This window comes from Microbacterium sp. T2.11-28 (genome assembly GCF_950097975.1).
In the GTDB taxonomy this organism is placed as follows: Bacteria; Actinomycetota; Actinomycetes; order Actinomycetales; family Microbacteriaceae; genus Microbacterium.
Window position 1 is genome coordinate 162,207 of sequence record NZ_CATNHF010000029.1, and the last position, 12,978, is coordinate 175,184.

The 12,978-nt window shown below is 71.0% G+C and carries 10 protein-coding genes; 7 read left to right on the plus strand and 3 right to left on the minus strand.

The window, feature by feature from the left end:
• Window positions 1–58 precede the first annotated feature (58 nt).
• Window positions 59–865 (minus strand): aquaporin Z, encoded by an 807-nt coding sequence (gene aqpZ / locus QQZ13_RS13330; protein WP_284529804.1) that lies wholly within the window; start codon window positions 863–865, stop codon window positions 59–61.
• Window positions 866–1,148: 283 nt separating this feature from the next.
• On the opposite strand from aqpZ, the gene mtrA reads away from it, so the two are divergent.
• From mtrA to raiA, 5 genes are all read left to right on the plus strand, one after another.
• The gene (gene mtrA / locus QQZ13_RS13335) at window positions 1,149–1,829 is read left to right on the plus strand and encodes an MtrAB system response regulator MtrA (RefSeq protein WP_284529805.1); all 681 of its coding nucleotides are present in this window, start codon (window positions 1,149–1,151) and stop codon (window positions 1,827–1,829) included.
• 4 nt (window positions 1,830–1,833) lie between these two features.
• Window positions 1,834–3,513: an MtrAB system histidine kinase MtrB gene (mtrB, locus tag QQZ13_RS13340; RefSeq protein ID WP_284529806.1), complete on the plus strand. Its 1,680-nt coding sequence runs from the start codon at window positions 1,834–1,836 to the stop codon at window positions 3,511–3,513.
• Window positions 3,510–5,186 carry an LpqB family beta-propeller domain-containing protein gene (locus QQZ13_RS13345; protein ID WP_284529807.1) on the plus strand — a complete coding sequence of 559 codons (1,677 nt, stop codon included), beginning with the start codon at window positions 3,510–3,512 and terminating at the stop codon, window positions 5,184–5,186. The genes mtrB and QQZ13_RS13345 overlap by 4 nt, the downstream gene beginning before the upstream one ends.
• 112 nt (window positions 5,187–5,298) lie before the next feature.
• Complete coding sequence (locus QQZ13_RS13350; RefSeq protein WP_284529808.1) at window positions 5,299–6,015, plus strand: ComF family protein; 717 nt, start codon at window positions 5,299–5,301, stop codon at window positions 6,013–6,015.
• Window positions 6,016–6,130: 115 nt separating this feature from the next.
• Window positions 6,131–6,793 (plus strand): ribosome-associated translation inhibitor RaiA, encoded by a 663-nt coding sequence (gene raiA, locus QQZ13_RS13355; protein WP_284529809.1) that lies wholly within the window; start codon window positions 6,131–6,133, stop codon window positions 6,791–6,793.
• A 71-nt stretch (window positions 6,794–6,864) separates the two neighbouring features.
• Here raiA and QQZ13_RS13360 read toward each other — a convergent pair whose 3' ends face one another.
• A complete protein-coding gene (locus tag QQZ13_RS13360) occupies window positions 6,865–8,199 on the minus strand; it encodes a hypothetical protein (RefSeq protein ID WP_284529810.1) in 1,335 nt (444 codons plus the stop codon).
• A gap of 169 nt (window positions 8,200–8,368) precedes the next feature.
• Between QQZ13_RS13360 and secA the strand changes: the two genes are divergently transcribed.
• Both secA and QQZ13_RS13370 read left to right on the plus strand, forming a co-directional pair.
• Window positions 8,369–11,155 carry a preprotein translocase subunit SecA gene (secA, locus tag QQZ13_RS13365; RefSeq protein ID WP_284529813.1) on the plus strand — a complete coding sequence of 929 codons (2,787 nt, stop codon included), beginning with the start codon at window positions 8,369–8,371 and terminating at the stop codon, window positions 11,153–11,155.
• An 87-nt stretch (window positions 11,156–11,242) separates the two neighbouring features.
• Window positions 11,243–12,466 (plus strand): pyridoxal phosphate-dependent aminotransferase, encoded by a 1,224-nt coding sequence (locus QQZ13_RS13370; protein WP_284529815.1) that lies wholly within the window; start codon window positions 11,243–11,245, stop codon window positions 12,464–12,466.
• Window positions 12,467–12,494: 28 nt separating this feature from the next.
• On the opposite strand, the gene QQZ13_RS13375 is transcribed toward QQZ13_RS13370, so the two are convergent.
• Window positions 12,495–12,932, minus strand: coding sequence for an Rv3235 family protein (locus QQZ13_RS13375; protein WP_284529817.1), 438 nt, complete (start codon window positions 12,930–12,932; stop codon window positions 12,495–12,497).
• Window positions 12,933–12,978 lie beyond the last annotated feature (46 nt).

Genomic DNA, 12,978 nt, shown 5'->3' on the forward strand with positions numbered 1-12,978 from the left:
TGATGTCTTCCCCCGGCCGTTGAGCGTGGAGCGCCGCGACGAGTCGGAACGGGCGGTGTCAGCCGGCGGTCTTGCCGTCGAAGAGCGCGCGGTGCGCGAAGCCGGCGATCAGGGCGCCGACGATCGGGAACACGAGGAACACCCACAACTGCAGCAGCGCGTCGCCGCCGCCGTAGATGGCCGTCGCGATCGAGCGCGCCGGGTTGACCGACGTGTTGTCGATCGGGATCGAGGCGAGGTGGATGAGCGTGAGGGTGAGCCCGATCACGAGGCCGGCCAGCTTGGTGCCGCGCGTCGCGTGGGTGACGCCGAGGATCACCAGGACGAAGATGCCCGTGAAGAGGATCTCGGCCGTGATCGCGGCGCCCAGGCCGAACCCGCCAGGGGAGTGCTCCCCGAAGCCGTTGCTGGCGAACCCGCCGGCCTGCCGCTCGGACAGCCACCCGTCGGGGCCGAACAGGCCGATCAGGACGATGAGGCTCGTGCCGATCGCGCCGCCGACGATCTGGGCGATGATGTAGCCCACGCTGTCCTTCCACGGGAACCGTCCCGCCGCGGCCAGGCCCAGCGTCACTGCCGGGTTGAAGTGGCCGCCGGAGATGGGGCCCCACGCGTAGGCGCCGGCCACGACGGTGAGGCCGAACGCGAAGGCGACCCCGACGAAGCCGATGCCGAGGGAGCTGCCGTTGCCGCCGACGCCGAAGTCCGCGGCGAACAGCGCCGCGCTGATCGAGCCGAAGACGAGGAGGAAGGTGCCCGCCGCCTCGGCGAGCAGCTTGATGCTCGTCGTCGGTCCGGACGCGGCAGGGGTGTGGTCCAGCGGCGTGGGGGTGACGGGGGTGTCCGGAATGGGATCGGGGCTCATGAGCAGTCCTTTGTTCGGTGAGCAATCCTGCTGGGAGTGATTCTGCCGTCGTTCTCGGCGTTTGCACAGGAAGGGACTCGCGCGCGGCCTGGTGATGACGTTTCGTGTCCGTCCGCGTCCTCACGCGTCGGCGCGACCTCCGGCTGGTCCTCCGGCGCGCGACCGCACGGCGGCGCCGCCCGCGCTCCGACCGTCGTTCCAGACTCGTCCGATACTGTGTGAGTCAGCGCACTCCACCCGGCGCGCGACGGCATCCGCCGAACCCGAAGGACGAATGGGTCAGATGGCTTCCCGCATCCTGGTCGTCGACGACGACACCGCACTGGCAGAGATGATCGGCATCGTCCTGCGCACCGAGGGGTTCGAGCCCGTCTTCTGCGCGGACGGAGCCGCTGCCGTCGACGTGTGGCGGCAGGAGCGGCCCGAGCTCGTGCTGCTGGACCTCATGCTCCCCGGCATGGACGGGATCGAGGTCTGCACGCGCATCCGGGCGGAGTCCGGCGTGCCCATCATCATGCTGACGGCGCGCACCGACACCGCCGACGTGGTCCGAGGGCTCGAATCGGGAGCAGACGACTACATCGTCAAGCCGTTCAATCCCAAGGAGCTGGTGGCGCGCATCCGCACCCGGCTGCGCCCGGCGGCCGCGCCGCCCGCGGAGGTGCTGCGCATCGGCGACCTGTCGGTCGACGTCGCCGCCCACGAGGTGCGCCGGGGCGACGAGGTGATCGCGCTGACCCCGCTGGAGTTCGAATTGCTCGTCGCGCTGGCCTCCAAGCCGCAGCAGGTCTTCTCCCGCGAGGCGCTGCTGGAGCAGGTGTGGGGCTATCACTACAAGGCCGACACCCGGCTCGTGAACGTCCACGTCCAGCGTCTGCGGGCCAAGGTCGAGATCGACCCGGACAACCCCCGGATCGTCATGACGGTGCGCGGTGTCGGCTACCGCGCCGGGGCCGCGGTGTAGCGGCGTGACCTCGGCGACCGGCCCCGTGCGCACGGCGGCGCTACCGACGTGGCGCGAGTGGCGGGCGTGGCCCGACAACGTCCGGTACGCGTGGCGGCGGTCGCTGCGCTTCCGCACGCTCGCCGTCACGCTCGGTCTGACCGCGCTGACGATCCTCGTCGCGCTAGTATGGATGGCCCTCGCGATCCAGAACGATCTGTTCGAGTCGCGCATCACCCAGGTGGAGGCCTCGGCGCAGCAGGCGACCCTGGCGGCGCAGACGACGCTGGACTCCGCCTCCATCGAGGGCAACGCCGTGGCGCTGCAGAACGTCATGAGCGACGTGCAGAACACGCAGTTCCGCCAAGCGGCGACCGACATCTATGCGCTCTTGCGGATCTCGTCCGCGCCCTCGGTGGTGGCGCCGCAGGACGTCGAGGTCGGCGGCTTGGGCGCGCTCCTCTCGCCCGATCTCCGGGCGGCCGTCGCCGCCGATCCCGATCACCAGTACTGGCAGTCGATCAGCCTCCCCACCGACGACGGCGGGACCGTTCCGGGCGTCGTGGTCGGCCAGCAGCTCGTGCTGCCGGAAGCGGGCGCGTACGAGCTCTACTTCGCCTACGACCTCGCCTCCGAGGCGTCGACCCTGAGCTTCGTGCAGGCGACGCTGTGGGGCGTGGGCCTCGCCCTGGTGGTGCTCATCGGCGCCATCTCGTGGTTCGTCCTCCGGTCGGTGACCGTCCCGATCGGGCAGGCGGCCGAGACGAGCGCCAAGCTCGCCGCCGGAGACCTGAAGGTGCGGCTGCCCGTGCAGGGCGAGGACGAGTTCGCGACGCTGGGCCGCTCGTTCAACGCGATGGCGGACAGCATCGAGAGTCAGATCCAGGAGCTCGCCGAGCTGTCCCTCGTGCAGCAGCGATTCGTCTCGGACGTCTCCCATGAGCTGAGGACACCGCTGACGACGATCCGCCTGGCCTCCGACATGCTCAACGACCAGCGCACCGAGTTCGATCCGACCACCGCCCGCGCCGCGGAGCTGCTCCACGCACAGGTGCAGCGCTTCGAGATGCTGCTCACGGACCTGCTGGAGATCAGCCGGTACGACGCGGGCTCCGTGCAGCTGGAGACCGAGCCGACGAGCCTGGCCCACCTCGCAGAGGACGTCATCGCCTCGATGGAGCAGCTCGCCGACCAGCACGGCACGGATGTCCGTCTGGTGGCGCCGGGCGGCTACAGTCCGGTCGACATGGATCCGCGCCGCGTGCGGCGCATCGTCCGGAACCTGCTCGGCAACGCGATCGAGCACGGCGAGGGCCGCCCCATCGTGGTCACGGTCGACAGCGACCAGCGCTCGGTCGCCGTCGGCGTGCGCGACTTCGGCCTCGGCATGCGTGCCGAGGAGGTGGAGCGGGTCTTCGACCGGTTCTGGCGCGCCGACCCGTCGCGCAAGCGGACCATCGGCGGCACCGGGCTCGGGCTCTCGATCGCGCTCGGCGACGCGCGTCTGCACGGCGGCAGGCTCGCGGTGTGGTCGGAGCTCGGACGCGGCACCAACTTCGTGCTCACCCTCCCTCGGGGCGGGGCGCGCATCGGATCGTCCTCTCCCATCGCTGTCGACCCGGGCGACGACGGTGCTCCGCTCGACGACCTCGGCCTCACCCAGCCGATCGACATCCCGACCGCCGGCAGAGGAGGTCCGTCATGAGCGCGAGGCGCTGGCGACGTATCGCGGCCGCGCTGACCGCCGCGGGTCTGACGGTGGTGCTCGCCGCGTGCGCCGGTCTTCCCGTGAGCGGGCCGGTCAAGCTCGGCCGCACCGTGGCGGAGGCGGGGGAGGAGCCGGCGGTGTCCTTCAACCCCGACGAGCCGATCCCCGGGATGACGCCCCAGCAGGTGGTCGAGGGGTTCATCGACGCGGGGACGGGACCGCGCAACGACTGGGGCACCGCGCGACTGTTCCTGACCGACGACAGCGACTGGAACCCGAGCGCCGGCGTCACCGTGTACACGCCGGGCCAGCGTGCCGTCGTGGAGACCGCCGAGGGCGAGGTCACCGTCTCGGTCACCCAGGAGGCGTCCGTCGACGACATCGGCGCCTACGCGACCGCGTCCGGGCAGCCCATCGCGCTCACCTACCGGCTCGAGCAGGTGGCGGGCGAGTGGCGCATCAGCGAAGCGCCCGACGGGATCGTCCTCGATCGCAACCGGTTCTCGTCGGTCTACCGCGCCTACTCGCTGATGTTCTTCGACCCGTCGTGGACCTATCTGGTGCCCGACCAGAGGTGGTTCACGGTCGAGTACGCGCCGGTGAGGATCGCCGAGGCCCTGGTGGCCGGGCCCAGTCCGTGGCTCCTCGATTCGGTGGCGACCGCGTTCTCCGAGAACGTGGGGCTGAGCGGGCCCTTCGTCCCCGTGCGTTCGCAGACCGCCGAGGTGTCGCTGCGGCCGCCGGCGCGCGATCTCGACCAGCTCACACTGGATCGGATGCAGACCCAGCTGGAGCAGAGCCTCGCCAGCGCAGGGGTCCGCGACGTCGACCTGCTCGTCGACGGACAGGCACTGGACGCGAGCATCGTGCCGGTGCGCAGCACCCGCGTCGACGCGCGCGCCCTCGTCCTGAGCGGGTCCTCGCTCGGCTTCCTCTCGGGTGCCGAGGTCGAACCGCTGGCGAGCTTCGCCCAGGCCTTCGGCGACGTCGCTCCGGACGCCGTCGAGATCGACGCCGATCGTGCCGTGGCCGCCGTGCGGACCTCGGCCGGCGAGGTGCGGCGCGTCCTGGCGGACTCGCGATGGGAATCGCTGGACGCGCGCGCCGGCCTCCTGGCCCCGACCGTCGACGCCGCGGGCTACATATACTCCGTGCCCGCCGGCGACCCGTCCGCGCTTCTCGCGTTCGGGCCCGACGGCGACACCTTCGAGGTCGCCGATGCGTGGCCGGGCGCGACCGAGGCCTACGCGGTGCGCGTCTCGCGCGACGGCACGCGCATCGCCGCGCTGATGCGCGACGGCACGCAGCCGACGATCATGGTCGCCGGGATCGTGCGCGACGACGCCGGGGCGCCGGTGAGGCTCAGCGAGCAGTACTCGCTGGGCGCGCTGCCGGGCGAGGGGATCGACCTCGCGTGGCTCGACGGATCCACCCTCGCGGCGCTCGCCGAGGCCGAAGGGGGACGCGTGGTCGTCGAGCAGGAGGTCGGAGGCCCGTCCGCCTCCACCCGGGCGCCGGCCGGAGGGGTCGCGATCGCCGGCGGCAACGAGCCGGGAGCCGTGCGTCTGCTCGACCGCGACGGCGAGCTGTACGGGCAGCGCGGGGCGACCTGGTCGCCGCTCGCGTCGGAGATCTCCGTGCTCGTCGTCCAGCAGGGCTCGCCGGGCTGACCCGCCGCGCCGCAGCCGCCGTCCCGTCCTCCCCAGCCGCGGTCGTGCCGCGCGTCCTCCCGGATCGTCCCTGCGGCGCCCGCGTGCCTCGCGGTCACGACAGGCTGGCCGGATGCCGCCTCCGACCGAGCTCGATGCCGCCCGCCCCGATCCGCGCGCGTACTCGCCGCATGGTCGCGGCCTCCGCGCGGCGTTCGCCGGTGCGCTGTCGCTGCTGATCCCCACCTGGTGCGCGGGCTGCGACCTGCCCGGAGTCGAGCTGTGCGGCGCGTGCCGGGCGCTCTTGATGCCTCGCCCGCGCTCGAGCCTCCTCTCCGACGGCACCCCTCTCACGACCGCGCTGCAGTTCGACGGCGTGCCCGCGAGCGTCATCCGCGCGCTCAAGGAGGACGGTCGCACCGGGCTCGCCCGTCCGCTCGGCACGGCGCTCGGCGACGCGCTCGAGCACGGCCTCGGCAGGGTCCCGGGCGGAGCTGGTGCGGGCGGGGTCGCGGTGGCGCCGGTCCCTGCCTCGCGCGCCGCGATCCGCAGGCGCGGTTACTCCGTCGTCGAGGTGCTGCTGCGCGGGGCGGGGGTGCGCCCGGTCCGGCTGCTCGCCCCGGGCCGGGCCGCCGGAGATCAGCGACGTCTCGGCCGCGGCGAGCGGGCCCGCAACGTCGTCGGGACCATGCGCGTGCGCGCGTCGACGGCGCTGCCGGTGGTGGTCGTCGACGACGTCGTGACGACGGGGGCGACGCTCGGCGAAGCGGTGGCGGTGCTGCGCGCGGCGGGCGTGGAGGTGGTGGGCGCGGTCGCGCTGGCCGCGACCCCGCGGCGACTGCGGCGGTGACGAAACTGGGGCAATCCGTGCGTGACATCCGGGTGAAGCGCGGATAGCGTGGAGGGGACAAGGCGAACTCAGGGTCCGCCCTTGACCGGGAGGACCCGGAACAAGGAGGTCAGGGATGGAAACCAGCATCGTCGGCGTCGGGGTGGGTATCAGCGATCGCTTCCGTACCGTCACCGAAGAGAAGTCCACCCGCATCGAGAACCTCGCTCCACGCGCTCAGCGCATGGACGTCAAGGTCACGCACCGCGCGTATCACAACGGCGGTCGCGAAGAGGAGACGGTGGAGCTCACCGTCACCGGCAAGGGGCCCGTGGTCCGCGCCGAGGCGACCGACGGCGACAAGTTCGTCGCTCTCGACCTGGCGGTGGACAAGCTCGCAGAGCAGCTGCGACGGGCCAAGGACAAGCGCGTCGATGCCCGCAACCACCCGCGCGGTGCGAAGTTCGAGAAGGGCAGCGGCGCGCTGGAGGGGATCGACGTGCAGCCGGCCTCGGTCGAGGTCCTGCATGCCGTCGCCACCGGCGAGGTGCCCATCGTCGCCGCCGAGGACGACGAGGCCGACTACACGCCGGTCGTCATCCGCACCAAGAACTTCGACGCGGAGTGGATGACCGTCGAGGAGGCGGTGGACCGCATGGAGCTCGTGGGCCACGACTTCTTCCTCTTCATCGACGCACGCACCGATCACCCGAGCGTCGTCTACCGCCGCAAGGGCTGGGACTACGGCGTCATCTCGCTGACCGCATCGGCACCGCCGGTTCAGGAGCTCGCCTCCTGACACCGGGATGGAAGAGGGGGACGCCGCGCGGCGTCCCCCTCTTTCCTTGTCCGTCCCCGGCTCGCCGGGCGTCAGTCGAAGATGCCGTCCAGGATGCTGCCGATCACCAGGCCGCCGAGGATCCCGCCCATGACGTCGCCGCCGCCGCCGCGGTTGCCGCCGCCCCATCCGCCGCCGCCCCAGTTGCCGCCGCCGGGCCCCTGGGGGCGGGAGGAGTCGATGTCGCGCTGCGCGAGCTGGAGCGCCTCCGAGGCGAGCTGGCCGCACCGGCGGGCATCGGCCATCGCCTGGTCGCGGTCGTCCTCGGGCACCGGGGTGCCGCTGCTCCAGGCGAGGTCGAGGCGGATGCGCTCCGCCTCGGCCAGCCGGGTGCGCGCGTCGGCGCCGATCCATCCCCGGTGGCCGGAGATGACGCTGCGGGCGACGCCCAGCTGCCGGTCGGCGTCGTCGATCGCGTGCCAGACGTGCGCCTGCGGCACGACCGGGCGCGCCGCGCGCTCGCGCGCCTTGGCGACCACGACGTCCAGCGCCGCGTTCGCCTCGCGCAGACGCGTGAGCTCGGCGAACGGGTCGGTCGGCGTCCCCGCCGGAGCCAGCGAGCCGAGCTCCTTCTCGAGGACGGTCATGGCACCCGCGACCGCGGGGACGCCGGCGATGTCGCGCGCCGCCGCGAGATCCTCGCGCGAGTCGAGCACGATCGCATCCAGCGTGGACTCGGCGCGCAGCGCCTCCACCTCGTAGCTGTCCACTGCGTCGATCAGGGTGGTCGCGCGGCGGACCGCCTCGATCGCCGTCTCCAGGGCCAGGTTCGCCTGCTCGCGCTGGCCCGACTCGCGACGGCGCTCCGAGATGTCGGCGCCGTGGCTCGCGAAGTCGAGCAGCTGCGAGGCCTCGGCGTGGTTGCCGGAGACCTTGCGAAGCGCTTCTGCGGAGTAGCGGGAGGTGAGACGGTCGATGGTGACCTTCACCTGGGGCAGCCGCGCGCTCAGCCGCTCGACGTCGCGGCGGATCCCGTCGATGATCTCCGGTGCGCGTCGCGCGCGCTCGATCGGTCCGGCGAGCGCCTCGGTGCGGTCGTCGAGCAGCTCCTGGGCCCACTCGCACAGCTGGAGGATCCGCGCGCCGCGCGACTGCAGCTCCTCGGAGGTGTCGGGGATCTCGTCGTGGTTCAGCTGGTGGAGGTGGAAGGCCTCGGCCAGATGCTGACGCACCGCGTCCAGGGCTTCGCGCAGCGGACGCGTCGCATCGGCGCCCAGCTCGGCCTCCGCGTAGACGAGCTCGTCGCTGGTGGTGCGGATGCGCTCGTCGGCGGCGACCAGGGCGGAACTCGCACGGCGGGTGAGCTCGGCGTCCTCCGCAGCCTGCGCTTCGCGTTCCTTCTTGCGGTTGCCCCAGAATCCGGCCATGGCTCGATCCTAGAACTCCTGCGACGGGCGAGACTGAGCGCTTGCCGTGCTCCGTATACAGCACGCTTCAAGGTCACAACCGCATAACATGGGGAGTTGTGCTGTGCGCATGGGCGCGCGTCACCGGTGGCACCCCGCGCCACCCGCACCCGAAAGATGGAGATCCTCCGTGGCCAACCCTCTCGAGAAACTGCTCCGTGCCGGTGAAGGACGCATCCTCCGGCGGCTCCAGCAGGTCGTGAAGGCCGTCGGCGCCCTCGAAGAGGATTACGCGCAGCTGACCGACGAGGAGCTGCGCGGCGAGACGGCCGAGCTGCGCGCGCGTCACGAGGCCGGCGAGTCGCTGGACAAGCTCATGCCCGAGGCGTTCGCCGCGGTCCGCGAGGCGGCCAAGCGCACACTGGGTCAGCGCCCGTACGACGTGCAGATCATGGGCGGTGCGGCACTCCACCTCGGCAACATCGCCGAGATGAAGACCGGTGAGGGCAAGACGCTCACCGCGACGTTCGCCGTGTACCTGAACGCCATCGCGGGCAAGGGCGTCCACGTCATCACGGTCAACGACTTCCTCGCGTCCTACCAGTCCGAGCTCATGGGCCGCGTGTACCGCGCCCTGGGCATGACCACCGGCACGATCATCGCGGGCCAGACGCCCGAGGTGCGCCGGGAGCAGTACGCCGCCGACATCACCTACGGCACGAACAACGAGTTCGGCTTCGACTACCTGCGCGACAACATGGCCTGGCGCAAGGAGGACCTCGTCCAGCGGGGGCACTTCTTCGCGATCGTCGACGAGGTGGACTCGATCCTCATCGACGAGGCGCGCACCCCGCTCATCATCTCTGGTCCCTCGTCGGGCGAGGCCAACCGCTGGTTCGTCGAGTTCGCCAAGATCGCCAAGACCCTTGAGGCGGGCGTGGACTACGAGGTCGACGAGAAGAAGCGGACCATCGGCGTCCTCGAGCCCGGCATCGAGAAGGTCGAGGACTACCTCGGCATCGACAACCTCTACGAGTCGGCCAACACGCCGCTCATCTCGTTCCTCAACAACTCGATCAAGGCGCTCGCGCTGTTCAAGCGCGACACCGACTACGTCGTCATGAACGACGAGGTCATGATCGTCGACGAGCACACCGGCCGCATCCTCGTGGGACGCCGCTACAACGAGGGCATCCACCAGGCCATCGAGGCCAAGGAGGCGGTCCCGGTCAAGGCCGAGAACCAGACCCTGGCGACGGTGACCCTGCAGAACTACTTCCGTCTCTACGAGAAGCTCGCCGGCATGACGGGAACCGCCGAGACCGAGGCGGCCGAGTTCATGTCGACCTACAAGCTCGGCGTCGTGCCGATCCCGACGAACAAGCCCATGATCCGCAAGGACCAGTCCGACCTCGTCTACAAGAACGAGCAGGCGAAGTTCGCGCAGGTGGTCGAGGACATCGCCCAGCGTCACGCGACCGGGCAGCCGGTGCTCGTGGGAACGGTGAGCGTCGAGAAGAGCGAGTACCTCTCGCGCCTGCTCGCCAAGAAGGGCGTCAAGCACGAGGTGCTGAACGCGAAGAACCACGCCCGCGAGGCCGAGATCGTGGCGCGTGCCGGGCGCCTGGGCGCCGTGACCGTCGCGACCAACATGGCCGGCCGCGGTACCGACATCATGCTCGGCGGCAACGCCGAGTTCCTCGCCGTGCAGGAGGTCAAGTCGCGCGGCCTCGACCCCGAGGAGAACCCGGAGGAGTACGAGGCGGCGTGGGACGAGGTCTACACCGCCATGCGCGACACCGTGGCCGAGGAGGCCGCGAAGGTCGTCGCCGCCGGCGGCCTCTACGTCCTCGGCACCGAGCGCCACGAGTCCCGTCGCATCGACAACCAGCTCCGCGGCCGCTCGGGACGACAGGGCGACCCCGGCGAGAGCCGGTTCTACCTGTCGCTGACCGACGACCTCATGCGGCTGTTCCAGTCGGGCGCCGCCGAGGCGATCCTCGCGCGCACCAACTTCCCGGACGACGTCGCGATCGAGTCCTCGATGGTCTCGCGTGCCATCAAGAGCGCGCAGTCGCAGGTCGAGGCGCGCAACGCGGAGATCCGCAAGAACGTGCTCAAGTACGACGACGTGCTGAACCGTCAGCGCGAGGCGATCTACGCCGATCGTCGTCACATGCTCGAGGGCGATGACCTCTCCGACCGTGTGCACCACTTCATCGAGGACGCGATCGGGGCCGTCATCGACGACCACACCGGCAGCGGTCACAACGAGAGCTGGGACTTCGACGCGCTGTGGACCGAGCTGAAGACGCTCTACCCGGTCGGGGTGACCATCGAGGAGGTCGTCGCCGAGAGTGGGAGCAAGGGCCGCGTCACCCCCGAGGTGCTCAAGCGCGAGATCCTCTCCGACGCCAAGATCGCCTATCAGAAGCGCGAGGAGACCCTCGGCAGCGCGGCGATGCGCGAGCTCGAGCGCCGCGTGGTGCTGCAGGTGCTCGACCGCCGCTGGCGCGACCACCTCTACGAGATGGACTACCTCAAGGACGGCATCGGCCTTCGTGCGATGGCCCAGCGCGACCCGCTGATCGAGTACCAGCGCGAGGGCTACCAGATGTTCCAGTCGATGATGGCCCAGATCAAGGAGGAGTCGGTCGGCTTCCTCTACAACCTGGACGTCGAGGTGCGTCAGGCCGGCGAGTCGGTCGAGGCCAAGGGGCTCACGGCGCCCGCGGTCGAGGCCCAGAAGCTGCAGTACACGGCGGCCAACGACGCCGGCGAGGTCGAGGTCCGCAACGACCGCGGTCAGGTGCAGCAGGCGGCCACGAGCAAGCTCCGCCAGGCGGCGGCGGCCACGCAGGCCCCGCCCGCCGAGGCTCCGCGCGGCGCCTTCGGTCAGCGCACCGAGGCGCCGGAGCCGTCGCAGAGCGCTCCGCTCAACCGGGCCGACCGTCGCGCAGCGGGCAAGAAGAAGTAGCCCACCGGTTCACGCCCTCGTCGCCGAGCCGCGGCGGGGGCCACGCGCCGTCGATTGGCACCACGAGCCCGGCGATATCCTGATCCGATGAGTCCCCGCATCCTGGATCAGTCGTCGAAGCTCAAAGACGTCCTCTACGAGATCCGCGGCGCCGCCCTGGTCGAGGCCGACCGCCTCGAGGCGGACGGCCACACGATCCTCAAGCTGAACACCGGCAACCCCGCCGTCTTCGGGTTCGAGGCGCCGTACCAGATCGTCCGGGACATGATCGAGGCGATCCCGCACGCCCACGGCTACAGCGACAGCCGGGGGATCATGTCCGCGCGGCGGGCCATCGTCTCGCGCTACGAGCAGGTCCAGGGCTTCCCCCCGTTCGACCCCGACCACGTGTATCTCGGCAACGGCGTCTCCGAGCTCATCACGATGACGATGCAGGCCCTGCTCGACGAAGGCGACGAGGTCCTCATCCCCGCACCGGACTATCCGCTGTGGACGGCGATGACCAGCCTTGCGGGTGGCACGCCTGTGCACTACCGCTGCGACAACGAGAACGGCTGGCAGCCCGACCTCGACGACATCCGGGAGCGGATCACGCCTCGCACCAAGGCGATCGTCGTCATCAACCCCAACAACCCCACCGGCGCCGTCTACACCCGCGAAGTGCTGACCGGGATCGTCGAGATCGCGCGGGAGCACGACCTGCTGCTGCTCAGCGACGAGATCTACGACCGCATCCTCTTCGACGACGCGGAGCACATTCCGCTGGCCACGCTCGCCCCCGACCTGCTCTGCCTCACGTTCAACGGGCTCTCCAAGACGTACCGCGTCGCCGGGTACCGCTCGGGCTGGATGGTGATCACGGGTCCGAAGAAGCACGCCGCGGGCTTCCTGGAGGGGATCCAGCTGCTCGCCTCGACGAGGCTGTGCCCGAACGTGCCGGCTCAGCACGCCGTCCAGGCGGCCCTGTCGGGGGTGCAGTCGATCGACGCCCTCATCGCGCCGTCGGGGAGGCTGCACGAGCAGCGCGACGCCGCGTGGGAGGGCCTGACGAAGATCCCGGGCGTCACGTGCCTGAAGCCCCAGGGGGCGCTCTACGCCTTCCCGCGCCTGGACCCCGAGGTGCACGAGATCCGCGACGACGCGAAGTTCGTCTACGACTTCCTGGTCGCCGAGCACGTGCTGCTCGTGCAGGGGACGGGGTTCAACTGGCCGACGCCCGATCACCTGCGGATCGTCACACTGCCCGAGGCGCGCGTGCTCTCCGAAGCCGTCGAGAGACTCGGAAACTTCCTGTCTTCCTACCGGCAGTAGTCGTCGCCGGCGCCGCTGGCGGGCGGCCCTAGAGGAGCGCGAGCGATGTCGCCCGCCATCGCCCGTCCCACCCCTCGAGGCGCAGGGCCACGGCGCGCGTGCGCACCGGTCCCGCCACGATGGCGACCGCCTCGACGATGCCGTCGGCGGGGGCCGAGTGGTGGATGCGCAGGATGTGATGGACGGGGCGCGCCGCCGGCACGCCGCGGGCGCTGCGGGCGCGCGCCGACAGATTCGCCCGTGTGACCAGGGCTCGAAAGGCGTCCTCCCCGAGCCAGCGCGCGAGCTGCTCGACCTCGCGCACGCCGGCCAGGACCTCCAGGACACCGATGGTCAGGTTGCGCACGAGCGGCTCCGGCGGCGGCAACGCGACACTGGGGGTGCGTTGCGGCGCGAAGTACTCCGCGACGTCGAGAGCCCGGCCGACGCGAGGTCGGGATCGGGCTCCGCCAGAAGCTGTGGACACGGCGGGCCTCCTCACGACGGGGGGAGTCCGGATGAGTAGAGCACAC